General features: G+C 48.2%; 24 protein-coding genes and 1 tRNA gene. 16 read left to right on the forward strand and 9 right to left on the reverse strand.

The window, feature by feature from the left end:
• The first annotated feature begins 99 nt into the window (after window positions 1-99).
• The 3 genes from F6Q11_RS00005 (at window position 100) to F6Q11_RS00015 (ending at window position 2,570) form a co-directional block, all read left to right on the forward strand.
• Window positions 100-801: a peroxiredoxin gene (locus tag F6Q11_RS00005; RefSeq protein ID WP_297025611.1), complete on the forward strand. Its 702-nt coding sequence runs from the start codon at window positions 100-102 to the stop codon at window positions 799-801.
• Between the two features lie 197 nt (window positions 802-998).
• The gene (locus F6Q11_RS00010) at window positions 999-1,874 is read left to right on the forward strand and encodes a 3-hydroxyacyl-CoA dehydrogenase NAD-binding domain-containing protein (protein ID WP_297025613.1); all 876 of its coding nucleotides are present in this window, start codon (window positions 999-1,001) and stop codon (window positions 1,872-1,874) included.
• A 6-nt stretch (window positions 1,875-1,880) separates the two neighbouring features.
• On the forward strand, window positions 1,881-2,570 hold the full coding sequence (locus F6Q11_RS00015) for a uracil-DNA glycosylase (protein ID WP_297025615.1): 690 nt from the start codon (window positions 1,881-1,883) through the stop codon (window positions 2,568-2,570).
• Window positions 2,571-2,578: 8 nt separating this feature from the next.
• Here F6Q11_RS00015 and F6Q11_RS00020 read toward each other — a convergent pair whose 3' ends face one another.
• Window positions 2,579-3,862, reverse strand: coding sequence for an NRAMP family divalent metal transporter (locus tag F6Q11_RS00020; RefSeq protein WP_297025617.1), 1,284 nt, complete (start codon window positions 3,860-3,862; stop codon window positions 2,579-2,581).
• 81 nt (window positions 3,863-3,943) lie between these two features.
• Window positions 3,944-4,975, reverse strand: a complete 1,032-nt coding sequence (locus F6Q11_RS00025) for an SIS domain-containing protein (RefSeq protein WP_297025619.1) — start codon at window positions 4,973-4,975, stop codon at window positions 3,944-3,946.
• Window positions 4,976-5,059: 84 nt separating this feature from the next.
• On the opposite strand from F6Q11_RS00025, the gene F6Q11_RS00030 reads away from it, so the two are divergent.
• The gene (locus F6Q11_RS00030; RefSeq protein ID WP_297025621.1) at window positions 5,060-5,965 is read left to right on the forward strand and encodes an ornithine cyclodeaminase; all 906 of its coding nucleotides are present in this window, start codon (window positions 5,060-5,062) and stop codon (window positions 5,963-5,965) included.
• Between the two features lie 42 nt (window positions 5,966-6,007).
• On the opposite strand, the gene F6Q11_RS00035 is transcribed toward F6Q11_RS00030, so the two are convergent.
• Window positions 6,008-7,972 (reverse strand): bifunctional aldolase/short-chain dehydrogenase, encoded by a 1,965-nt coding sequence (locus tag F6Q11_RS00035; RefSeq protein ID WP_297025623.1) that lies wholly within the window; start codon window positions 7,970-7,972, stop codon window positions 6,008-6,010.
• Between the two features lie 126 nt (window positions 7,973-8,098).
• Between F6Q11_RS00035 and F6Q11_RS00040 the strand changes: the two genes are divergently transcribed.
• From F6Q11_RS00040 to F6Q11_RS00050, 3 genes are all read left to right on the forward strand, one after another.
• Window positions 8,099-8,476, forward strand: a complete 378-nt coding sequence (locus tag F6Q11_RS00040) for a DUF302 domain-containing protein (protein ID WP_297025625.1) — start codon at window positions 8,099-8,101, stop codon at window positions 8,474-8,476.
• Window positions 8,477-8,541: 65 nt separating this feature from the next.
• Window positions 8,542-8,639: transfer RNA gene (locus F6Q11_RS00045), tRNA-Tyr, on the forward strand.
• Window positions 8,640-8,866: 227 nt separating this feature from the next.
• Window positions 8,867-9,235, forward strand: coding sequence for a hypothetical protein (locus tag F6Q11_RS00050; RefSeq protein WP_297025627.1), 369 nt, complete (start codon window positions 8,867-8,869; stop codon window positions 9,233-9,235).
• A gap of 12 nt (window positions 9,236-9,247) precedes the next feature.
• On the opposite strand, the gene F6Q11_RS00055 is transcribed toward F6Q11_RS00050, so the two are convergent.
• The 3 genes from F6Q11_RS00055 to F6Q11_RS00065 are packed head-to-tail and all read right to left on the reverse strand — an operon-like array spanning window position 9,248 to window position 12,483.
• On the reverse strand, window positions 9,248-10,381 hold the full coding sequence (locus F6Q11_RS00055) for an aminotransferase class I/II-fold pyridoxal phosphate-dependent enzyme (RefSeq protein WP_297025629.1): 1,134 nt from the start codon (window positions 10,379-10,381) through the stop codon (window positions 9,248-9,250).
• Entirely contained in the window at window positions 10,353-11,276 is a 924-nt protein-coding gene (locus F6Q11_RS00060) for a homoserine kinase (RefSeq protein WP_297025631.1), read from the reverse strand. Before F6Q11_RS00060 ends, F6Q11_RS00055 begins: the two co-directional genes overlap by 29 nt.
• A gap of 58 nt (window positions 11,277-11,334) precedes the next feature.
• Window positions 11,335-12,483 carry a pyridoxal phosphate-dependent aminotransferase gene (locus F6Q11_RS00065; protein WP_297025632.1) on the reverse strand — a complete coding sequence of 383 codons (1,149 nt, stop codon included), beginning with the start codon at window positions 12,481-12,483 and terminating at the stop codon, window positions 11,335-11,337.
• Between the two features lie 161 nt (window positions 12,484-12,644).
• Here F6Q11_RS00065 and F6Q11_RS00070 point away from each other — a divergent pair, with 161 nt between their 5' ends.
• The 4 genes from F6Q11_RS00070 (at window position 12,645) to F6Q11_RS00085 (ending at window position 16,874) form a co-directional block, all read left to right on the forward strand.
• Window positions 12,645-13,697, forward strand: coding sequence for an archaeosine biosynthesis radical SAM protein RaSEA (locus F6Q11_RS00070; protein WP_297025633.1), 1,053 nt, complete (start codon window positions 12,645-12,647; stop codon window positions 13,695-13,697).
• Complete coding sequence (locus F6Q11_RS00075; RefSeq protein ID WP_297025634.1) at window positions 13,694-15,169, forward strand: DHH family phosphoesterase; 1,476 nt, start codon at window positions 13,694-13,696, stop codon at window positions 15,167-15,169. The genes F6Q11_RS00070 and F6Q11_RS00075 overlap by 4 nt, the downstream gene beginning before the upstream one ends.
• A 98-nt stretch (window positions 15,170-15,267) precedes the next feature.
• Window positions 15,268-16,242, forward strand: a complete 975-nt coding sequence (locus tag F6Q11_RS00080) for a thiamine-phosphate kinase (protein ID WP_297025635.1) — start codon at window positions 15,268-15,270, stop codon at window positions 16,240-16,242.
• Window positions 16,242-16,874, forward strand: coding sequence for a diphthine--ammonia ligase (locus F6Q11_RS00085; RefSeq protein WP_297025636.1), 633 nt, complete (start codon window positions 16,242-16,244; stop codon window positions 16,872-16,874). The genes F6Q11_RS00080 and F6Q11_RS00085 overlap by 1 nt, the downstream gene beginning before the upstream one ends.
• Window positions 16,875-16,898: 24 nt before the next feature.
• Here the strand turns inward: F6Q11_RS00085 and F6Q11_RS00090 are convergent, their stop codons facing one another.
• Together F6Q11_RS00090 and purB are read right to left on the reverse strand one after the other, a co-directional pair.
• Window positions 16,899-17,492 (reverse strand): hypothetical protein, encoded by a 594-nt coding sequence (locus F6Q11_RS00090; protein WP_297025637.1) that lies wholly within the window; start codon window positions 17,490-17,492, stop codon window positions 16,899-16,901.
• Window positions 17,482-18,840, reverse strand: coding sequence for an adenylosuccinate lyase (purB, locus tag F6Q11_RS00095; RefSeq protein WP_297025638.1), 1,359 nt, complete (start codon window positions 18,838-18,840; stop codon window positions 17,482-17,484). Before purB ends, F6Q11_RS00090 begins: the two co-directional genes overlap by 11 nt.
• A gap of 329 nt (window positions 18,841-19,169) precedes the next feature.
• Between purB and pdxS the strand changes: the two genes are divergently transcribed.
• Together pdxS and F6Q11_RS00105 are read left to right on the forward strand one after the other, a co-directional pair.
• Complete coding sequence (gene pdxS, locus F6Q11_RS00100; RefSeq protein WP_367119311.1) at window positions 19,170-20,159, forward strand: pyridoxal 5'-phosphate synthase lyase subunit PdxS; 990 nt, start codon at window positions 19,170-19,172, stop codon at window positions 20,157-20,159.
• A 46-nt stretch (window positions 20,160-20,205) separates the two neighbouring features.
• The gene (locus tag F6Q11_RS00105; protein WP_297025827.1) at window positions 20,206-20,877 is read left to right on the forward strand and encodes a TIGR00297 family protein; all 672 of its coding nucleotides are present in this window, start codon (window positions 20,206-20,208) and stop codon (window positions 20,875-20,877) included.
• A 44-nt stretch (window positions 20,878-20,921) separates the two neighbouring features.
• Here F6Q11_RS00105 and asnS read toward each other — a convergent pair whose 3' ends face one another.
• Entirely contained in the window at window positions 20,922-22,211 is a 1,290-nt protein-coding gene (gene asnS / locus F6Q11_RS00110) for an asparagine--tRNA ligase (protein ID WP_297025641.1), read from the reverse strand.
• Window positions 22,212-22,285: 74 nt separating this feature from the next.
• On the opposite strand from asnS, the gene F6Q11_RS00115 reads away from it, so the two are divergent.
• The 3 genes from F6Q11_RS00115 to F6Q11_RS00125 all read left to right on the forward strand — a co-directional run.
• A complete protein-coding gene (locus F6Q11_RS00115; protein WP_297025643.1) occupies window positions 22,286-23,239 on the forward strand; it encodes a hypothetical protein in 954 nt (317 codons plus the stop codon).
• A 211-nt stretch (window positions 23,240-23,450) separates the two neighbouring features.
• Window positions 23,451-23,663 carry a 4Fe-4S binding protein gene (locus tag F6Q11_RS00120; protein WP_010900942.1) on the forward strand — a complete coding sequence of 71 codons (213 nt, stop codon included), beginning with the start codon at window positions 23,451-23,453 and terminating at the stop codon, window positions 23,661-23,663.
• Window positions 23,650-24,799 (forward strand): NAD(P)/FAD-dependent oxidoreductase (locus tag F6Q11_RS00125; protein ID WP_297025648.1); only part of this gene is annotated, 1,150 nt, incomplete at its 3' end. The genes F6Q11_RS00120 and F6Q11_RS00125, both read left to right, overlap by 14 nt.

Consider the following 24,799-nt stretch of genomic DNA (forward strand, 5'->3'; position numbering starts at 1 on the left):
CTGCGGATAATATTCAATCCATGATTCAGCGTTTTTTCAATACGTCTCGATTTAGTAAGTAATATATACGCACATGGGTTATTTTTTTCAGGTGAAAACATGCCAGATGAAAGCAGATTTCCTCTCATAGGGGAAAAGTTCCCGGAAATGACGGTCGAGACAACGCATGGGAGCATGAAGCTTCCAGATCAATTCAAGGGTAGATGGTTCATGCTATTCAGCCATCCAGGCGATTTCACGCCAGTATGCACTACTGAATTCTACTCCTTCGCCAGAAGATACGAAGACTTTCAGAAACTAAATACGGATCTCATAGGCCTGTCCGTAGACAGCACCATAAGCCACATAGAGTGGGTCAACTGGATCAGGGACAATCTGAAGATAGAGGTGCCGTTTCCCATAATAGGCGACGCCATGGGACGAGTGGCAACCAGGCTAGGTATGCTTCAGGCTGAATCTTCAACATCAACGGTACGTGCGGTGTTCATAGTTGATCCGAATTCCACAGTCAGGCTGATAATGTACTATCCGCTCGAGATAGGCAGGAATGTGGATGAGCTTCTGAGAGCAATAAAGGCCCTGCAGATGTCCGATAAGTACAAGGGCGCCATGCCGGCCAACTGGCCATACAACGAGCTTATCGGCGATAAGATGCTGAATTCGCCTCCGAAGAACGTCAAGGATGCACCGGCGAGACTCAAGGAATTCAAGGGATACGCCTGGTGGCTGACCTATAAGGAGGTACCAGAAAATGAAGTGCAGGATATCAAGAAAATCGTGAAGATGCGCGAAGAAGAATAGGCATTATCCTTATCTACAATTTTTTTTGCATTTTAAGGCTCTGTCTCCATGATCTTAGTGGCATCATATGACGGAAAGTTTGAGAGTTCATTAAGTCGGCATTATCAGAAATCCGATGGAAGGCTAGATCCGTCCCTTATATTCTGGCGCTTCTTTGCATTACCATAAATTTTTATGAACGTTAACACTGAAAGATTATGGATATCAGGAAAACGGCTGTTGTGGGCAGTGGTGTTATGGGCCAGGGCATAGCCCAGGTTTTTGCCAGATCCGGTTTCCCTGTGACTATAATAGACATACGGGAAGATATACTGGCAAACGCTGTGCGCAGCATAAGAGAAGGACGCTATGGGCTCATGAATCTCGTGAGGAAGGGCACAATGACCCAGGACGAGGTGGACAAGATAATGGAGAGAATAAGGACATCCACAAGCTACGATTCACTTTCGGATTCAGATATTGTGGTTGAAGCCGTCCCTGAAAACCTGGATCTGAAGAGAAAGGTATTTGTCGAAATAGAAAAGCATGTTGGCGAAAACACCATAATAGCATCCAACACATCTGGCATAACCATAGCAGAGATCGCCCAGGATATAGAGAGAAAGGAGAGAGCGGTTGGAATGCACTGGTTTAACCCCGCCGGGATCATGAAGCTAATAGAGGTGGTGAGGGCGAAGATGACGTCAGAGGAAGTTCTGAACACAGTCGTAGATTTTTCAAAGAAGATCGGCAAGACTCCTGTTGTTGTTGCCGACGTCCCAGGGTTCTTCACAACAAGATTCATAGAGGGCTGGCTCCTTGCGGCAATAAGATCATATGAGGCCAACGTTGCATCAAAGACCGATATAGATACAATGGCAAAGCTGGCATTCGGCTTCCCCATGGGCCCGTTCGAGCTCATGAACATAATTGGCATCGATACGGTGTATCACATATCGGAGTATTTAAGGGATGAGACAGGAGATCCACAGTTTATTCCACCCGTATCGTTAAAGCAGATGGTTATCAACGGTTACCTTGGCGATCCAAAGGTAAAGTACGGAAGCAGAGGCGGCTGGTTCGACATACAGTGATGTTTCATGCAGGGCGAGGATCTCTGGGCAGACATCCATGAGATGAACGAGGACCTGATCGCATGCGAGAGGTGTCCAAGGCTTGTAGAGTTCAGGAGATCGGTCGTTGGAAGGGACAAGCGCTTCAGAGGCGAAACCTACTGGGCAAGGCCGGTTCCTGGATATGGCGATATCAACGGGCGTCTGCTCATAGTCGGCCTTGCGCCCGCCGCATCCGGTGGAAATAGGACTGGCCGGGTATTCACCGGTGATAAGAGCTCGGATTTTCTGGTCTCGTGTTTGTATGAGGCGGGAATAACCAACCAGCCCACGTCTGAGAGGAGGGATGATGGCCTTTTATACCGCGATGCTTACATAACCGCAGCGGTAAAATGCGTTCCACCTGACAATAAACCTCAGCCGGAGGAGATAGCTAACTGCTCGGTGTATCTGCGTTCCGAGATAGGATTCATGAAGAACCTCAAGGTTATACTGGTACTCGGGCAGATAGCTCTTCAGGCGGTAGTTCGCCTTATGGCAGATCCGAGTGAGCCAAGATCAAGGTACAGATTCATCCACGGTGCTGTCTACGAGATCGGTGGTGTAAGGATCGTGTGCTCCTATCATCCAAGCCCGAGGAATGTCAACACTGGAAAGTTGAAGAGAAGCGATTTCATTGACCTGCTGAAAGAGGTCAAGAAAATGTCAGAAGCCTGAACCAGGATTCAGATGGATGTTATGAGGCTGTAGACTCCAGCGGATTCAATTATTGCCAGCGTCACCCAGTATACGACCATGTACCACCTCTTCATCGGATTGCCTTTCATTACTCTGCTGTCAGAGACAAGAAGTCCAAGGAGCAATCCGACCGGTGCGAGCACTATCACGAACACTATCATGAGATCGATTACAAGGGAAAGCAGGTAGGATGAGGCTACGATGGCTATGACCGCCGCAGGTATGCTCTCGGTCATGTACAGCATCAGGAACTTCTTTCTGTCAGACATCATGTTATGCTTTAGCGATTCACGCTCATCGCTGTCTAGATCCTCATTCTTTAAGAGATACCTCCCGTGTCTGTGGAATTTCCATCCCAGAGCTTCAGCTATGCCCCATGTTGAGGCGAGTGATATAACGATGAGGGCAAGGAAACCCGCGGTGAAGAATCCTGTAGCCATGATGTAAGGTGCGAGGCTGCCGAATGGTTTCAGCGCCCTATCCAGGAGTGCAGGGTCAGTCGCATATCCACCTATGAACGCTCCGGCTATGACCGTCATGACCATAAGGAATTCGCTAACAGCGGAACCTATGGCCGTCTCATTCCTGCTTATCCTTATGTCCTCCTTTCCCATGTGCTTCTGGACGCTTGCGCCTGCTTGGTAGAATATCATGAAGGGCATTATGACAGCACCTATGTTCGCGATGAGGAGTGTTTCATACTGCCTGTTTGTGTAAGGCTGGATCGGATTCAGGCCAATGCGTATTATGCTGAGGAGCGAAGGCTTCATCATGACAGCGCTCGATATTATCGATACAACAAGAACAAGAGATATCAGTAGCAGCACACGCTCTATCCTGTGGTATCTGCCGACCATTATTATCGCGTTGTGTATGGCGAATATAACCGGTATCGATATCAATGGCGGTATACCGATCATGGACAGGCCTATGGCCATGCCGCTGTATTCTGCAATATATGAGAGAACGTCGGTTGAAGCCATGGGTACCGAAGCGATCATGGCAAGCTTCCTCCCATACCTTGTCCTCACGGCCTCACCCATCCCCATTCCGGAGAATATGCCGAGATAACCTGCGGCATTCTGGACGATGAATAGCGGTGGGATGAGTATGATCATTATGAATATCATTCTGTATCCAAATGCAGCCCCGGACTGAAGCCCGGTTATCACGCTGGCGACATCCACGTCGGCCATCATGACTATCCAGGCAGGCCCGATCCTGGACATGATCCTGTGTATGTTCACGGGCTTCGCTATTTCAAAGTTCATTCTAACACCGTAAGGATAACCTTACATCATCAATTGATATATAAATGTCTTGTACCTGCGTCGAAAAACGAAAAAAGGTATTCAGTGCTCCCCTGGAGGGAAGACAACGTTATCGTAGTCTCTGTAACGCTTATCCTCAAACCTGAGCATATCGGGATTGATGTTTCTTCTTACCGCCAGATAATAGGCCAGATAGTACAGGTCAAGCGTGTTGAGGAATGCAGCGGTGAAGTCATCCGGTGGGTCGTTATACACACTTATATCCCCCTCCCCATTGATGGCCAGCGTCTTCGAACCGACGTAACGCGAAGCCCTGGAGATCTGATCGCCCCTTGCCCGATCCTTCTGGCCCTCTATGAGTATGACAAGTGTTCTATCGTCCATGACAGCTGTGCAGCCGTGATTGAACTCCTCGAATTCTATGCCCTCGGCGTGCATGTGCGTCGCCTCTCTTATCTTCTGTGCGGCTTCCCTGGCCACAGGGAAGTTGTATCCAGATCCAAGGACAAAGATATCGTCGATATGGTCAAGTTCCTCAGCTGCCGATCTCATCTCATGATCGTCAATACCGACATGCTTCGAGATCTCGGCCTTCAGATCGTTCATGTCATAGGCCAATCCTCCGTAATAATCCGCAATGTAGAGCGAAGCGAATGCATTGTTGAAGAAAGCCTTGGTGTTGCAGAGTGACTTGTCCTCGTCATCTATTATGATTGGATAATCGACGGAATTGGAGAGGGGAGAATCCGCATAATGCGTAATTCCAGCTGTCTTTGAGGTCTTTCTGGCCTTCAGCGCTGCATCAACCGTACTCTTGGTCTTACCCGTATGCGATATGGCTATCGTTGTTGCACTTGATCTCATGTAATTTAAATACTCATAAGCCTGCACAACGGAATGTCGCTTTGAAACCCGATCCAGTATCTGGCTTCCGACGTACGCTGAATGATATGCGGTGCCATTTCCCAGGAACAGGAGATCATCGCCTATGAAGGAGAGATCAACCTTTTGCATTGATGATATTGTTCGTTCTATTCCGTTTGGTATATCCTTCATCATATCATACATCACGTAAGGATGTGATTTTCTGACTTCCGGTAGCTGATCAGTCATATATGCCATATCCATTATCAATAAATAAAAATTTGCAAAATTGAGAAACGCAACTGATTAATCGTCCAAATGCATTATGATAGTATGTATTATATAAATGAGGATGAGGTCCGTTCAAACCTTACAATGAAGGAAACGATCGACGTGATCCGGGAAGCCTTTGAAGAATACAGGAGCGGTAGGGCTTCTTCAAATACTAGGGTCAGAACATTCTCCGAGGGATCCGTCCTGAACACCATGCCTGCATCCATGGAGAAGTATCATATAATGGGGCACAAGACCTATTCCGCATCCAAGAACGGAGCCCGTTTCGTTGTCACTTTGTTCGATTCCAGAAGCAACGACCTGATAGCTATCGTTGAGGCAAACAGGCTCGGGCAAATGAGGACCGGAGCCGTGACCGCTTATGCAACAAGTATACTTCACCCTTCGGTGGAAAATTTCACGCTGATCGGATCTGGTTTTCAGGCCGAGACGCAGCTTGAGGGCATGCTTGTCGTATCGCATCCACGCAGCATCAGAGTCTATTCGCGGAACCACGAACATGCAAAGGACTTCGCCTCAAGGATGGCAAAAAAATTTGGAGTGGATGTAAGGCCAGTTGACAATGCAGAGGCAGCCATATCTGGTGCTGATACCATTTCATCCATAACGAACAGCGTATCACCGATCATACTCAGGAAGTACCTGGGAAGCCATTATCATATAAACCTAGCTGGATCGAATTATATGAACAGGCGAGAGGCGGAGTACGAGGTCCTGCATGATGCCGATCTTGTTGTGACAGAACATTATGACCAGTCCATGGTGGAGAGTGCGGAGATATCGGAATATGTTAGGTTCGGCGGTAAACCGCTGGAGCTGAGAGAGATAGCTGGCAGATACGGTGAGTTCTCCGATCTTGATAGAACGGTCTTCAAGTCTATGGGTATAGGTCTTGAAGATATTGCTACGGCATATCGCGTCCTTCGTAATATGGGCCTGGCGTAAAGATCAATCTTTCAAATTTGTTTTAATTAATATAATGAAATATTAAAGTATGCCACCATCGACCGGCACCATGGCATCCGTGGTTGCCCCGAATATGTCCTCGTTAACCATGGCCAGCAGCATATTTGCCACATGGGATGGAAGAACCTCCCTCCTGAGAAGGTTCCCTGTCACGTACTCCTCTACTGTCTGGCCCTTAGCCTTCGCCCTGGCCTCTAGAACGCCATTCTCCCATATCTTTGATCCCCTGAATATCTTGTCCGGGTTTATGATGTTGGCCCGTATGCCATACCTGCCACCTTCCTTTGCAACATAGTGGCAGACCTGCGCGGCGAATGCCTTAGCAGAACCATACGATACCATCTCCGGTCCGGGATGCGTGAGATTCTTTGATATATTGAATACTATGTTTCCTCCTATGCCCTGTGATATCATTATCTTCATGGCTTCGCGGGAGGTTATGAATGAGGCCCTACCGATTATGGTGTAATGCTTGTCAAGATCCTCCACGCTCGTTTCAACGATCTTGGAACTTTTCAATATACCTGCATTGTTGAAAACTATGTCTATGCCTCCCACCTCATTTACTATCCCTCTGAACATGTCCATTATCTGCGATTCAGATGAGAGATCCACGATGAAAGGTATTGCTCTCACCCCGTACTGATCCTCGACCTCTCTGCAGCGGTCCTTTATCGAGGGATCGACATCGCATCCAACAACAGTGCATTCGTTCTCCGCGAGCTTCTTCATGGCTTCAAGACCGATGCCGCTAGCAGCACCTGTAACGAGACCTATGGACCCCAGCAGGAACCTATGCGTTGTCTTCTTCAGCTTTGCCTCTTCAAGTGGCCAGTATTCCATCGCATAGGCCTCCTCCTTTGATATGAACTCATGCTTTGATATCTGGGCGGCGTTGGCGTTTACCCTGAAGCTGTGTATTGCAAGATCATCGATGATCTTCGCCTCCCTGTAGCTTGTGCCCGCAGTGATGATTCCAAAACCTCTAACCACGATGACTGCAGGATACGGATCGTGCATATCGAAGCCCTTAACGTACTTCCTGTATTCCTCGGCATATTTTGATGCATATCCTTCTATGTATTCGCCGGCCTTTGAAAGATCATCCAGATACAGAAATTCGTATTTCGTCCTTATGAGCATATCCGGGGTAGCTGGCCCGTACGAACACATCTCCCTTGTCTTCTCCGTTCTTGCTATCCTGCTGGCCTCATCTGATGCATCGATGTACAGGATCTTTTTTCTCTTCCTTGACACCGATCCCCTTATAATCGGAACATATCCCGCGATCTCTTCGTACCGGAGCGCGGGGATCTCATTCCTGAAGAACTCTAGGCTCGCCCTTTCCTTTATGAACTTCTCCGCTCGGTTCACTATGTCTATGTGTCTGTCATAGGCCTCCTTTCCGGTATCACCGAAGGTCAGAAGGCCATGTTTCCTCAGGACTATACCGTCGATGCCCTTCCTGAAACTCTTCATGACCTGCTTTGCAAGCGTGAAGCCCGGCGGTATGTACGGCAGCACCACCACGTTTCCCAGTATCTCCCCGATCTTGTCTGCAGGCAGATCGGTGTTGGTGATTGAGAGTATGGCATCGGCATGCGAGTGCATCACAAATTTGTATGGCAGAAAGGCGTGAAGGAATGTTTCAACTGAAGGCGACGGTTCTGAAGGATTCACCATGCTTCTCTTAAGGTAATCCACCATCGCCTCGTCCGTCATCTCATCGACGTTCACTGCAGCCAGTGCGTCATCCATTCTTATCCCAGTAAAACCCCTGCTGTCTATCGTACCGAGGTTGGAACCGCTGTTCTTAACGCGGAGCACACTTATGGTCTTACCGGTATGATCCTTTTCCGTTGTCTTAACGGAGGTATTTCCTCCGCCATGGAGCACGAGATCTGGTTCATTACCGATTAGCCTTGATGCATATACAACTTCGTCAATATCACTGTCAAACTTTGTCTGGGCCCATCTATTCTGCATGGATAAGTATCGCTGTTCATCTTTTAAATGTTGCATGATCCAATATGGAGACAAATATCAGCATCGATGATAACGTAGCAGATATCGATCACGTTATTTCTTTATTATATGCGATGATTAACATGCATGTACAAATTCGATATGGATGTAAATGGCAGTCTAGAAGAGGTCTATGGAAGGATATTCAAAGTTCTTAAGGATGCTGGATATGTCATGCTGTCTTACGTCGATGTTGCTGAGATCCTCGCCCGCACCATGAACAAAAAGATAGATCCGCTATATATTCTGAATGTATGCAAACCTGTAGCCGCAAACGAATTCATAAATGAGTCGTACGAGACCAGTATGTTCATTCCATGCAAGCTTGTTCTCCACCAGACTGGAGATAAGACCACAGTATCTCTGCAGCTCATATCGCCACAGATAGAGGCTTTCACGGATCTGCCGACCGATGTCGCAAGGAAATACGAGAACGAGATAATCGAGGTACTCAAAAAGATATGAACATCGGGAACAGGTTCAGCCACGAAAATATTAAATTATGAGATGAAATCAGGGATACTGCCTATCCCGGCTTAGCTCAGTTGGTAGAGCGGCGGACTGTAGAGGGTTCAACGGTGAATTCGCCGTAATCCGCAGGTCTCTGGTTCGAATCCGGAAGCCGGGATTCAACACTATTCTCATAAGGTCAATGAATTTGCCTCAATATGCCAACACGGATCCGTTTCCATAGATCAATAAGTTCTTGTTCATCCGTCTTAAAAGGGGAAGATGCTGATGATCCGGCGATGGATACAATATCACGATTTATGCAGATCGAAGTTAACTTAATCACATTTATGATTTTAAATCATGAAAATGCAAAATTTATCTTCGATGAAGTGATATACATACATGGAACCCGATATTGCTAAAATACTGAGGATGAAAAAGCAGGATCAGTCTGATGCCATGTTGAGTATATTCAAGGGTCTACTGGATAAGGATGTTGAGGCTATATCAACGGCGATGAAGGGCCTCATCGAAGAGGTCAACAGGATAGCCAACGATGAGGAATATATCAGGCTGTGCGAAACGAATTTGAATCTCGTGAGAAGCTTGCCAGAGGATACAGCAGAAAAGATAATAAGATCCAGGCTGAAGGCGCAGGCAGATCTTCCAGACAGCGAAAGATCCAGGGATAGCAAGAATCTTGCGGAAGCTCTGAAGAACGTGGACAGAGACGGGAAAATAGGAAAGATAATCCAGAAGATAGGCGCTTGAGATAATGTAATTCTAGTGTTTCTTTGCTTTTTTGATGGATTTTTCCAGATCTTCGATGATTGTTGATGTATCCTCTATTCCTACGGACAGGCGCATCAATCTAGGAACCACGCCTATTCTGGCTTTATCCTGTTCGCCGAGATTCCTGTGCGACATGGTATATGGGTTTGATATGAGTGTTTCAACGCCACCCATGGTGTTTGCAGGGATAATGGTTTCAAGTGACGACATGAATCTTAATGGATCGATGTCTGCATCAAGAATGAATGAAACTACGGAACCATAATTATTCATGGTCCTCTTTGCAACATCGTGGTACTCGCTATCCGTCAGCCCTGGATAAAAAACTCTATCTACATGTTCCGTGGCGGCCAGGTGCTCAGCAATCGCCCTTGCCGACGACGACGAACGGTCGATGCGAAGTTTCAGTGTTTTCATACCCTGAAGAAAGAGAAAGGCTGGGAAGGGATCCATGGATGCTCCGAGGCTCCTCCTGTTGGAGTCCACCTCTTCGATGATCTTTGATGGGCCAGAGGCGGATCCACCGATAGCCGCATTATGCCCACCGATGAACTTTGAGAGGCTGTTTACAACGATATCTGCCCCGTTATCGATCGATCTCTGGCCTATCGGCGTTATAATGGTATCATCAACGACCAAAACGGATCCATTATCCTTAGCCGATTCTGCTAGTGTCCTGATATCATACACGCGCAGCACAGGGTTGGAGAGACTCTCCACAAAGATCATCCTTGTCCCGTTTTTAATCGCCTCCATCACCCGTTCCGTCCCAGGATCCGTTATGGTGACCCTCACCCCAAATTTTGAAAGAAAGTCCCTGGCAAACAGGTATGTCCTTCCGAACACGTCCATGGGCATGACCAGATGATCCCCGGGTTTGAGCAGGGACAGGAACGCAGTGGATATGGCACCCATACCTGAAGAAAAGCATGTGGATGACTGCGATCCCTCGAGCTGGCTGATCTGCCTGGAAAGCTCTTCCACGGTTGGATTCAGCTCTCTGGAATACCTGAAATGATCGCCCTCAGGCGACCTGTAAGCCGTTGTCGCGTATATTGGAAAGTTGACGGAAAACGCATTCCTGTCGAAATTGTCTTTAATCGGAAACTGGAGATCCTTCGACATAAGCACCACCAGATACCTTGGCCTCTATTATCCTTCCAGAAATACCGTATTCGGCGAAGATTGCATGCGTTCCTTCGATTATGGGGCTAACCTCAGTCATATCGTCACAGACCATCAGTATGGATGGGCCAGCACCACTCACTGCCACGCCCACGGCCTCGTTTGCGAGGGCCATGCGTTTCATCTTATGATAATAGGGGAAGAGCGATATTCTGGATGGCTCCACAACATCATCGTTCATGCCGGCCCTTATGAGATCTCTGTTTCCCGACATGAATCCTGCAATCAGCGAGGCGACCCTTCCTATCGATCTGGAATAGCTTTCAAGTGAAATGGATGGTGGGAGCATCTGCCTGGCGGCCCTGGTCTTGTTCTCCGTTATGACGTCAGGGATGGCTATGAGAAACCTATAATCTCCAGAGATATTGATTTTAGATGCTCGGAGTCCACCATCACGCGTGACGAGTACAAGACCTCCAGAGATAGAAGCGGATACGTTGTCCGGATGTGGGCTTCCAGAAGAGGCTATCTCTCCGATCATCGCATAGCTGATCATTTCGTCCTGGCTCAGGCCAAGATCAAAATACTCATCGAGAGCTTTCACTGCGGCTGCAGCGCTGGCTCCGCTACTCCCGAGGCCCAGTCCCTTTGGTACACCCTTCTCTATCCTTATCTCCAGATCCCTGCTGAGATCGAAATCATCGATAAGCTTAAGCGCGGCAAGTCCAGCGGTGTTTCTTTCTGGATCGCTGGGAACACCATCCCCGATGATGCTGAAACCGTCATGATCGACCACGGTGATCCTATCGTGAAATGCGTCAAGCGCTATGGCCAGGTTATCAAACCCGGATCCAAGGTTCGCAGAAGAACACGGAGCTGATGCTGTAACCTTCACACCGGGCGATTGTTGCATTAATATTAATAATTTTGTTATAAATAATTACCTTGGGTAATCAAAGATCGCGCATGAACTTCACAAGCCTCTCCAACCCATCTATGATAACATCTTCAGAGGTCGCAAACGAGATCCTGAAATGATGCCTGCCACGTTCACCGAATGCGCTTCCAGGGGTGACCACAACCTGTTCTTTGTTCAGCAACATCTCGGAAAGCTTTTCAGAGCTTATGTCCTTGCTGTATCCTGGGAATACATAGAATGCCCCTTCCGGCTTGTGTATCTTAAGATCCTCGCTCTCTGACAGGATCTTATAGGTGAGATCCCTGCGCTTCTGGAATTCCGATCTCATCTTGGATGGGCTCTCAGTATCGTCGAGGGCCCTCAGGGCTGCATACTGTGAAATGGAGGAGGTACAAGTTATTGTCTGCTGCTGTATGATGTTGGCGGCCTCCACTATCTCCTCCGTTGCCACGAAGTAGCCGATTCGCCATCCAGTCATTGCGTAGCCCTTGGAGAAGCCGTTGAGTGTTATCGTATGGCTGAATGCCTCCGGCCCCAGCGAAGCCGGCGAATAGAGGCGCCCATCGTAGATCAGATCCTCGTATATCTCATCTGATACTATATAGAGATCATTCTCAATCGCGAAATCGGCAAGATCCCTGACCTCCTTCTCCGATAGAACCTTTCCTGTGGGGTTATTTGGATTATTGAGTATCAATGCTCTAGTTCTTGGGGTCACATACTTCCTCATCTCGTCCAGATCTATGTCGTAATCCTCAGTTGTTTTTACTGGAACTGGCTTGCCACCCGCCAGTTTAACGATGTCCGGATATGAGACATAGTACGGATCAGGTATGAGTACTTCGTCGCCCGGATTCAGGATGACCATCATCGCGAGGTTGATGCCAAACTTTGTTGGGGTCACAAGTACATTTTCCGCATTGGCACTGATACCATTCCTAGCCTTCAGCTTCACCGCGATCTTCTCACGGAGCTCCATGATGCCGGCTGAAGGCGTGTAATGAGTCTTCCCCTGTTTTGCCATTTCAAAAGCATAGTCTATGATATCTTCCGGTGTTGTGAAGTCCGGTTCACCTATGCCAAAATTGTATATCTTCAGGCCCTGCTTCTTCAGCTTTTCCACGTTGTTTGATGCTGATACAGTAGCTGACTCATTGATGTATTGCATCCTTTTGGAGAGCATTTTTACATAATCCCTGAGTGAAATAAAACTTTTCTATGTGATCATGCTTGGTATGTGTCTGAAGAGCATGATATATAATGGGCCAGATTCATTGCATATATATCGCCGGTTCGCAGGATCTTGATCAAAAGTGTTTTAATCTGAATGGAATAAGCTCAAGTATGGTTAACAAGGACCTGGCCCTGTTCGTGCGGTCGCTTATGCCTGATACAAAAGGGAAAGGCGATCCGGACAGACCGGTATCGATGTGGAATGAACTCGACAGGCTGCGCGGATTCCCGGAGAAGACTACAGTCGTGATATTCAGAACCAGGGGCTGCTCATGGTATAAATTTTCGTCCTGCAGCATGTGCGGATACTTCAACGATACGCAGGATGTAACAGAAGAGAACCTTTACCATCAGATAGATCATGTGGCCGCTACCCTCAATTCCGAGGTGGTGAAGGTATTCACGTCCGGAAGCTTTTTGGATCCCATGGAGATACCGGATCAGGTCAGGTTATATTTCTATGATCGCATAGGATCGAAGATATCGAAACTGCTAGTTGAATCCAGGACTGAGTACATAAGGCCGGAGAGGATGGAGGAGCTGAAGAAGATAGGGATACCGGTCAGAATAGCCATAGGCCTTGAATCTGCCAACGATTACTTGATAGAGAACTCAATAAACAAGGGATCGACGTTCAGGAAGTATGTGGATGCAGCGAACACAGCCCGGAAATATGGCATGGAGGTGCGCACATATTTGCTCTTCAAGCCACCATTCATATCAGAAAAGGCTGCAATGACGGATATAATCGATTCAATACGAAAGATAAGGGATCTGACCACAGACGTATCCATAAACCCAATGAACATACAGAAGAACACGCTCGTTGAATATCTCTGGAAGAACGGCCTTTACAGACCACCACGTCTCTATTCTCTGGCAAAGGTTCTCATGGACGGCATCAAGATAGGCCCGGAGGTCATATCGTATCCAACGGGCGGGAACAAGGAGAGGGGCGTCCACAACGACGTATTCGACGACAGGCTCCTTGATCTCATAGTGAAGAGCTCCCTGAACCAGGACATAACGGAACTGGAACTCTACATGGAATCGCTTGATCTCTCTTCATTCTGGAACATGATCGAGGAGGAAGACAGGGCCATGGTTCAGGTTGATTTCGAGAGGATGATAAGGCAGGCTCTTTCAGCCGTTCCGGAGATATGAAAATCGCATTTGAGAAGTATCTGGACAGCGATAAATACCGCCAACTGTTCAGTATAGCCAGGGAAGCTTCTGATTTAATATCGGATCAGAAGAGGGTGGTCATAGTTTCGCATATAGATGCCGACGGCCTTTCCTCCTCTGCCATCGCAAAGAAGACGCTTGACAGGGCCGGAATAGAGAGTGAGGTTGTTTTCATAAAGAACCTGGACCCTGAAGTTCTGAAGAACCTGCCACCTGGCTTCAAGTGGTTCGTGGATCTTGGATCCGGTTCAATGAAAATGATAAGGAACGCCGGTATCGAATGCCTTATAACGGATCACCATCTGCCGGATCAGTTTGACATTGATCCAGAGTTCCGCAGGGATCTGATGAAGTTCCTGCAGCACTCGGATTTCGATGGGATACATCAGGTAAATCCACACATGGTTGGCCTCAATGGTTCCTATGAGATAAGCGGTTCCGGGACAACGTTCCTGGTCTCAATGGCCATGTCGAGCGAGAATGTGGATCTTGTTGTTCCTGCCATAGTGGGAGCCATAGGCGATGTGCAGGATGCAAACAGTGGCATACTCGAAGGTATAAATAGATCCTTCATCAGGATGGGCACAGACCTGGGTCTGGTGTCCGTGGAGAACGATATCAGGTTTTTTGGCCGTGCAACGCGCCCTCTCTCCAAGTTCCTGGAACTTGGATCGGACAGGATCCCTGGCATATCAAATTCCAGAGGTGCTGCCTCCAGGCTTCTCAAGTATCTGGAGATACCACTGAAGGATGGTGAACGGTTCAGGGTCTACAACGACCTTAGCGATGAAGAAAAGCGCAGGATAAGGACAGAGATCCTGAAACGTATGATTATTGCTGGCTTCGAGGATCTCTCTTCGATTTTCGGGGAAACGTATGTTTTCCCCAAAGAGGATTTGAGGTCGCCGACATACGATGCCAAGGAATTCGCAACGCTTCTGAATTCCTGCGGAAGGTACGATGAGGGTCTGACCGGTCTGAACGTGGCTGCTGGAGATAGGGGCGAATATTACAGCAAGGCTGTGGCCCTCATGGCATCGCACAGGAGGAACCTGGTTAACGGATACAACCGCATAATGGCTGAAGGGCTCAAGTCGTTGCGAAACATAGACTATTTCTATGCTGGCAAGGATATAAACGAGAACATTGTCGGCATAATAGCGAACATGATACTTGCAAAGGATCCGGATACCGATCGGCCGCTCATAACCATGGCAGATTCAGATCCGGGTACGGTAAAGGTAAGCGTCAGGGCCAACAAGATCTTTCTCAGGACGGGCATAGATCTGGCGGATCTTTTCAGGAGAGCCGCCATGAACGTTGGCGGCGTAGGAGGAGGCCATGACCTCGCGGCTGGTGCAAACATACCTGCCAACAGGATGGAGGATTTTCTGGGTTTCATCGACACCGAGATAGGCAGGGCCATATCTTCGACGGCGCGCACGCGGTGATATCTTAATGGGAAGCGGAATAATTTTTTCCCAGCCCGATGATAGATTAACACGATGTCCGATAACAGTAAAATAAAGCAAGTAATGACCAGCATGACATGAAATTGAAGAATATCGGTGAAAGATCCATAATATCTAGGCTCGCCTCCATAACAGGCCTTCCATACAGGGATGACTGCTCCTTTGTGGACGAGGGCGATCACTATATACTGATAACCACGGATTCCATAAGGAAAGATACGCATATACCGGAAGGCACGGATCCGCATCTGGCCGGGATGTTCCTGGCCTCGATAAACCTGAGCGATATAGCCGCGATGGCAGGTGAACCGCTGTCCTTCATGACGGCGTATTCAATAACGTCGGACCTTGAGATGGATTATCTTGAGTCAATAGAGGAGGGCATGATGTCCGTCCTTCGGAAGTACTCGGTCGACTTCATAGGTGGCGACCTTAAGGAGGGGGACGATCTCACGCTGGTGGGAATTGCCATTGGAAGGCAGACTAAACGGCTCACAAGAAAGCGATCAGATATAGCGAAGGGGCAGATGATCGGATACACCAACAGGCTGGGCAGGGCCGCAAGTGGGTACATATTTTATAGGAGCGGATATGACCGGAGGCGTGGAATCTCCATGCTCCTTGGCGTTGAACCCAGGATAAGGGAAGCAATAAAGATGAGTGAGTATGGGGCAAGGTTCATGATGGATCTTTCCGATGGCCTCTACTCTTCTCTGAATCAGATGAAGCAGGATTACGGTGTTGGTTTTCGCATCGTGCGTGATGAGATCGTTTACGACGACTCCGTGAAAAAGGCCTCAGAGATATCCGGATCGGATGTATACGATATAGCCGGGAATTATGGAGGCGATTATGAAATATTATTCAGCGTGGACGAAGACAACTATAGGGATTTTCAGGCTGCCATGGAATCCGAGCATATCGAGGTGCATTTCATAGGGGAGACATGGACCGGCGATAACATAATGTTTGATGGAAACGCATGGCATCCGGTAACTGGCAGGGGTTACGAGCATTTCTCGGAGGAACCAAAGCTTGGGAGGATAATCTGATGAAGGCAATTGCCCTGATGTCAGGCGGTAAGGACTCCTTTCTCTCGGCTTATCTTGCGATGCAGCAGGGTTTTGATATAGTGAAGGCCGTTATCGTCCGTCCTCAGGAGTATTCGTACATGTTCCACTTCCCAAACGTGGACATGGCCGGATATGTTGCAGGCCTTCTTGATCTGGATCATGAATTTGTCTCGGAGGATATGTTTCAGGAACGCGTGTTCCATTATGCGCGCGATGGCGTCAGGGCCATGATATCGGGCGCAATAGCATCCGAGTTCCAGAAGACGAGGCTTGAAAGGATGGCAACGGAAGCCTCGATGATCTCGTATACCCCGCTCTGGAAGATCGAACAGCACAGGGTCATCCGGGAGATTCTGGATGCTGGAATAAGGGCCATGATCGTCTCCGTGTCAGCAGACGGATTTGGTGAGGAAGACCTCGGGAGGGAGATAGACGTTCGTTATCTGAATCATCTTCGCCATATTGAGAGCAGGTATGGCATAAACATCACCGGTGAAGGTGGAGAATACGAGACTTTCGTTTTTGGATTTGGAAAGAAGCAGTTGAATGTTCACGGCCACAGGGTATGGAAGGGATCAGGTGGCTACTTCACCATAGACAGTATCGATTAGATTCGCTTGTATTAGCGTGGCTGTTCAGAGATCGAGTGTTTTCTGCTTCTTTTCAATTTCAGGTACCGTGTATCTTTTAAGGTCGATGATCTGGCCCACGATGGTCGATATCATATCAAGAGTTGCGTCGGAGGGTGCATCCTTTGGGACTACAAGCATGTCAGTTTCCGGTATTATTATCCCGGATTCAGAAAGTTTTCTGATCAGATCCTTCCTCCTTTCCCATATGATTGTCTCGAAGTTCTGTGGTTTCTTTGTACCGCACCTCTCTATCTCGGTCAGAAATATTGGCCTGTGAAGAATGGCATAAAGGAGCCTCAAAGCGGTGTCTCCGTCCATCCTGTTCCCGGACGATCTTATTGCGTTGCCAGTTAGTTCGTAGATGTTCATATCCTGCCGCCTCAGGACGGAGTAAAGGGTCACAGGTTTTATCTTCCTCTCCTTTAGTATTCCCGCGTCAACCAGAGCCTTCAGATATCCGGAGAGCATGATCCTGTGCATCTTGAACCCGCTTTCAGATAGAACGCGTCCGATACCAGATATGGACTGCTCTCCGTTCTGAAGAGTATCCAGGATGATCTCCATCATGCGCCTGTTCTCAGGAAGCTTACTCTCCATTTTTGATCCCGATCCTATCTCTGGCCTTCTCCACTATCATATCGCAGATCAGGGGTGCAGATCCGATGAAGTTGGCAGGATCCATGGCATTGCTCAGTTCATCGGCCTTCAGATATCTTTCTATGCCGTTCTCCAACAGACCCTGCCTGAAGCTTATATGCCTGTTCTTTGCGTACATCGCGGATCTTCTTACAAATTCATGCGCATCCTGCCTGGCCATACCCTTCTCAGTCAGCAGCGTTACGATACTTTCCGAGTAGATGCTGTCGTCGCTCTCAAGATTCCTACGTATGTTCTCTTCCTTGACAACGAGGGTCTTCAGCACTCCATTGAGCCTGTCCGTTGCGTAATCTATCAGTATGCTGGCGTAAGGTATAACGAAGCGTTCCGAGGCGCTGTTCGTGAGGTCTCGCTCGTGCCAGGTAACGCCGGCCTCGTACTCGGATATGATGAGGGATCTTATGAAACGTGAGAGGCTTGCAACGTTCTCGGAGTTTATTGGGTTGACCTTGCTCGGCATTGAGCTCGATCCAACCTGCTTCTCATAATCGAAATATTCGGATATCTCGTCTATCTCTGGTCTCTGAAGGTTCCTTATCTCGGTTGCAATCTTCTCTAGGGTAACGGAAATGCCGTTTATCACCGAGAGGTATTCTATGTAACGGTCCCTGTTCACGATCTGCGTTGATCCATCTTCTGGATATATGCCAAGGATTTCCATAACACGTTTCTGCACATCAAGGGCCGCCTTGCCGAGGGCTGCTCCTGTACCGACTGGTCCGAGTATCTTACCAGCAAACGCCCTTTCTGACATCTCATCCCACCGGTCGAGATGCCTGATCATCTCGGCAAGGTAGACAGCAAACTTGAGACCGAGGGTTATGGGTGACGCGTGCTGGCCGTGGGTCCTGCCCATCATCGGGAGGCTACGGTACCTCGACGCGAGCCAGATTAGCGTTTCCATGAATGAGACGATGTTTGACCGGTATATGGAAGAGAAATCGCGTAACTGGAGAGCCGTCGCCGTGTCATTTATATCATTTGATGTAACGCCGAAATGAACATACTTCGATCCAGATCCGGAATACTTGGATAACACTCGAACCATTGCCATAACATCATGTTTTATCTCATCCTCAACGGTCCTGACCTCCTCCAGCGACACGGAACCAGAGTCAACAGCCCTCTGTATATCTATGTACGCCTCAGCAGGTATCAGGCCGAGTTCAGATTCCGCTCTCGCTATGGCCGCCTCCACACTCAGCATGTATCTGAGACGTGTTGCATCATCGAATATACCTTTGACCTCCTTTCTGCCGTACCTGTATTCTATGGGCGAAACTACCATCCTCTCTTAATTGTCATTGTTGTTTTATAGTTTGTTACACAGTTTGATCACATATGCAGATAGGGAAGGATAGTCGTCCTCAATGACCCTTGAATGCACCTTCCATCCTTGATCCAGATATCATGCTGGGATCCAAAAGCCATCCAGAAATGATGGTTAGAATAGGCATTTTTCGAATATGAAAAACAAATGATCAGGTGGTATCTTCTTCATTACAACATTCGGATCGGAAGGTGTGATCCTTCCTTGACGATAAAATGGAGAAACCACTCCATCAATCTTTATATTTAACATGTCAATATCAACATATGACGCTGGATCTTAATAAACTGCGGTTCGGCAGTGAGCTGATCAAGAGAGGTTTCTCCGCCATGACCAAGGGCGGAGTCATAATGGATGTGACGACCGCGGAACAGGCAAAGATAGCTGAGGCAGCCGGTGCGGTGGCCGTAATGGCGCTTGAACGTGTTCCTGCCGACATCAGGGCGGCTGGTGGTGTTGCCAGGATGGCCGATCCGCTGAAGATCAAGGAGATAATGGACGCAGTCTCAATTCCTGTTATGGCCAAGGTCAGGATTGGGCATATTTCTGAGGCTTACGTGCTGGAGAAGATAGGAGTAGACATGCTTGACGAGAGCGAGGTTCTCACGCCAGCCGATCCATTCTTCCATCTGTACAAGAAGGGCCTGACCGTTCCAGTTGTGGCGGGTGCCAGGAACCTGCCAGAGGCGGTGCGCAGGATATTTGAAGGGGCTGCAATGATAAGGACAAAGGGAGAGGCCGGTACTGGAAACATAATAGAAGCTGTCAGGCACATAAGAAAGGTGAACGAGGAGATAGCCGTCCTCAGGAGGATGAGCGACGAGGAACTGCGCAGCGTCGCATCAAACATATCATCATCTTACTTTGTACTGAGGGAGGAGGCCTCGAAGGATCTAACAGGTTCAGAGGGCAAACTATCATACGATTCTGCCTATGCTGGAATGAGCAGGAGCAGGATTGAACGAGAAATACTCACGATCCTGAGGCAGATACGCAGGATGGGTAGGCTTCCAGTTGTGAACTTTGCAGCCGGTGGCGTCGCAACTCCAGCAGATGGAGCACTGATGATGGAGCTTGGCGCTGATGGAGTCTTTGTGGGCAGTGGTATCTTCAAATCTCCGAATCCAGAGAAGATGGCCAGGAGTATCGTTGAGGCCGTTGAGAACTACAAGGATTATGACGTTGTGGAGAAGGCCAGCGAGGGCCTGCAGGGTATGCCCGGTGTTGAGATAGAATCAATACCGAAGGACATGAGGCTTCAGGACAGGGGCTGGTAAGACGACTTTAGAGACGATCCTCCTGACACTGATCATACTTGCGATACTGTTCGTACTTTCGCTGAAGCTCAAAGTGCTGGATCTAAAGGGCAGCATAGCTGCGCTATTCATTGGAGCGATCGTTTCTTTCGTTGGTTCGATCTACTGGTTAATACTAATGCTCATATTTGTGGCATCATCCTTTCTGGCCACAAAGGCATTCTTCAGCAGAAAGGTCAGGATGAAGGTACAGGAGGGCGAACACGGGGAGAGAAAGGTATCCAACGTAACCTATGCTGCACTTGTTGGAATATTCATAACCGTAATATATGGCATATACCCGCACATGCACAACTATTTCTTTGAACTATTTGCGATCTCATTTGCTGTGATAAATTCAGATACATTCGCATCGGAGATAGGCGTGATCGATCAAAGAGTCTACATGATAACAAATTTCAGGAGGGTTCAGCCGGGGGTCAATGGAGGAGTATCCCTGACGGGAGAGCTTGCGGCCGTACTTGGTGGTTTCATAATAGCATTATTCTACTCTATCTTTGCCTTCCACGGGTTCAACGCTGTGCGCATAGCGGAGGTGACGGTGGCCGGCTTCATTGGATGCCAGATAGACAGCGTCCTTGGGGCAGTCTTCGAAAACCGTGGAAAGTTAAATAAAGGACAGGTGAACTTTTTATCATCATTTTTGACCGTGATGGCCAGTGCCGCAATGTTCATCTGAATCATTGCCTATTATGAAAAATCACTGGTGAATTTTCCGAGGCATCACGGTTTCGTTCTTCTTATGGTCCTTGGATAGGGGATGGCTTCTCTTATGTTGTCCAGGTGCATCACCCACATGGCCAGCCGGTCAAGGCCAAGTCCGAATCCTGAGTGCGGTACGCTTCCGTACTTTCTAAGATCTATGTACCAGTAATAGGCGCTCTCGTCCAGATTCGCTTCTCTTATCCTCTGGATCATCTCATCATAGTTCCATATCCTCTGGCTTCCCCCAATGATCTCTCCGTATCCCTCAGGTGCGAGAAGGTCGTGGTTCAGCACCTCACCTGGATTCTCAGGATCCACAGGCATGTAGAAAGGCTTCAGATCCTTCGGGTAGTTGGTGACGAATATCGGCCTGTCATACTTCATCGTTATCTGCCTCTCCTCATCAGCCCCGAGATCGTCTCCATACTTCAATGGAAGGCCAATTGAGTTCGCAACCCTGATTATCTCAGAATAACGTATCCTCGGATATGGCGGCTTCATTGCACGAAGTATCTCTGGGTCTCTGTTCAGCATCCTGAGGTCGCCTTCATTCTCCTCAACAACCCTGCTGATTATGTAGTATATCATCCTCTCCTCTATATCCATCATCTCGTTGTTGTCGATCCAGGCCACCTCGGCCTCGGCATGCCAATATTCTGTGAGATGCCTTCTTGTCCTTGATTTTTCAGCCCTGAAGCTCGGCGCTATGGTGAACACTTTCTCAAGGCTGTATATCATAGTCTCTAGGTAGAACTGCGCGCTCTGGTTGAGGTAGATCGGTTCGCCGAAGAAGTCGACCTTGAAAAGCGTAGATCCGCCTTCGACTGCTGTTGAAACCATGAACGGCGTCTGAACCTGATAGTAGCCGTTCTCATAGAAGAAATCGGCGAATGCCCTGAATATGGTGGATCTTATCTTCAGAACAGAGGTGAATTCCCTGCTCCTCAGCCAAAGATGCCTGTTGTCAAGCAGGAACTCCTCGCCCTGGTCCTTGGTTATGGGGAACACGTCATTCTTCTGATAGACCCTGAAGGAGTCAACAGCTATCTCATAACCTGATGGCGATCTCTTGTCCTCCTTCAGAACGCCGTGAAACTCAACGCTGCTCTCAATGCCAAGTGACGCGATCTCATCATAAACATCCTGAGGGAGTTCGTTCTTTCTGGCGGTGCACTGTATTATGCCGCTCGAATCCCTGACAACAACGAAGGTCACTCCGCCACTGCTCCTTATCCTGTATACCCAGCCCCTTATGGATACCTTAGATCCTACATACGCTTTAGTGGAAACCTCAGCAATAGACAACATCCCACGGTTATTTGTCTTTGAGAAATAAACATTTACCTGAGTATGCCGAACTATCGTCAGATGCGGGTTCATTTATGGATGATAGTGCTCTGTTCCTGCATCTGAAGGATGAGATAATGTGGTCGATAAATATATATTATACCGAAGGAATAAAGTCATCAATGGCAGAAGAATCACCCCTGAAAGATGTGAGGTTCAAGATCCCCGCAGAACTTGATGCCCGGGTCAAGGACAGCGGGAAGAGTTATCGCGATATTGTCTTTGAATATTTTAATGGCTCAAGCGGAGGCAATTCAATACCCGAGTGGATATTCGAACCTGAGAAAGTTAACAGGATATCTCTTTATGGTTATCTCAAGGATCTTGAGGTTAACGACTACAACCAGAAGTTCGTCAGGTATCTTTATCACAGGATAACCGAGAGGCTTGAAAAAAATCCGACTGATGAGAAACTTCTCGATCTGAAGGAATTCGTCATACAGGACATGACAAACGAGGAGAGCCCGTTTGAACTTGATCTGGTGAGATCGGCGATGAAACCCGTGATGGATATCATCGACAGCATTTACTCCGACACAGGACTGGAGGGCGAAAGAAAGAAGGTTGAGGCTGAGATACATGATCTCATAGTGCAGAAGGAGAGGCTGATGCAGGAGATTGAACAGGCAAAACAGGAACTGGCAAACCTTGGAAACACAAAGGTACAGCTGGATCAGGCCCTTTCCGACATGCAGAGGCAGATGGACGACATCCAGAGCGGTATAGATGAGAGGATAAAGCAGATATACGCTGAGAATGAGAGCATGAAGAAGACCCTGGAGGATTACGATAAGGTGAGAGGCGATTTGGCAAACGCCATGTCAACCATCGCTCAGATGAAGGATCTTATACTGCAGAGGGATGCCGAGATCAAGAAGCTGAAGGACAGTTACAATGATATATTCAAAAAATACGACACACTGATAAATAAAATGAGCAGGAAGGAATTTGAAAAAATAAACGCAAGACCGCTCCCGTCAAAGGAATGAAGTACATATATTTGACTCATTGTTTAGCTGATATGGCTACTTTATTTCTCAATTTTTCTCCTTGGTCTCATGCATGGTTTCCACAATGCCCTTTTACATTACATTGGCATGATATGACCTCATAGGCAGTCCATCGTGGTTTTTGGTCGGGTATCTTAACAAAAATCAAATATACAGGCAACCGTTTTAACTTTAATTCTAGGTGTACCTGATGGTGGAGCTGAAAGTTAAGACAGAGATGGATGTTGACAGAAACCTCTGCAACTATTGCGGGGCCTGTGTGGGAATGTGCCCTACAGATGCGATATGGCTTGACGAGACTGTGATAAAGATCCACGAGGAAAAGTGCATAGAGTGCGGGTTCTGCATAGTTGGATGCCCAACCGGTGCCATAACGGCGGAGTGGTTCCATGGAAACCTATGATGTTCTTGTTGTCGGAGGCGGCCCAGGAGGAAGCACAGCCGCCAGATATGCAGCAAAGTACGGTCTGAAAACACTGATGATTGAGAAGAGGCCGGAGATAGGTTCCCCGGTGAGATGTGGAGAGGGCCTGTCAAAGGGGATACTCAACGAGGCCGACATAAAGGCGGACAGATCCTTCATAGCAAACGAGGTTAAGGGTGCAAGGATCTACGGTCCATCGGAGAAGAGGCCGATAATCCTGCAGAGTGAAAAGGCTGGGAATGAGGTAGGTTATGTACTTGAGAGGGACAAGTTTGACAAGCATCTGGCAGCACTCGCAGCGAAGGCCGGTGCGGACGTATGGGTCAAATCCCCTGCGCTGGGCGTCATAAAGGAGAACGGCAAGGTTGCTGGAGCAAAGATAAGGCACAACAACGAGATCGTCGAAGTCAGGGCTAAGATGGTCATAGCTGCGGATGGATTCGAGAGCGAATTTGGAAGGTGGGCCGGCCTTAAGAGCGTCATACTGGCCAGAAACGATATAATATCTGCGCTTCAGTACAGGATGATCAACGTGGATGTGGATCCGGATTACACTGACTTTTATCTGGGTTCCATTGCGCCAGCCGGATACATATGGGTATTTCCAAAGGGAGAGGGCATGGCCAATGTGGGCATAGGATCCTCCATAAACTGGATACATAACAGGTTCGAGCTTAAGAACTACCTTGACAGGTTCATAGAGAACCATCCAGGTCTCAAGAAGGGACAGGACATACAGCTGGTCACTGGCGGTGTCTCCGTATCAAAGGTGAAGATGCCCATAACGATGCCCGGTCTCATGCTTGTCGGTGACGCTGCAAGACTCATCGATCCGATAACAGGCGGTGGTATTGCGAACGCGATCGTCTCAGGAATGTACGCTGCGCAGGTCACTAAGGAGGCGATCGAGAGCAACGATTACTCGCCGCAGATGATGCAGAAGTACGAGAAGCTTGTCAAGGACCGCTTCGAGAGGAAGCATCTGAGGAACTGGGTTGCAAAGGAGAAACTCGCAATGCTGTCCGACGATACGCTGGACAAGCTTGTCGATATAGTATCCGAGCAGGTCCTAACAACGATATCGGTGGAGGCAATACTCAAGGCCATAGCTGAAA

Origin of the sequence: Thermoplasma sp. (assembly GCF_008709555.1) — an archaeon.
Lineage (GTDB): Archaea > Thermoplasmatota > Thermoplasmata > Thermoplasmatales > Thermoplasmataceae > Thermoplasma.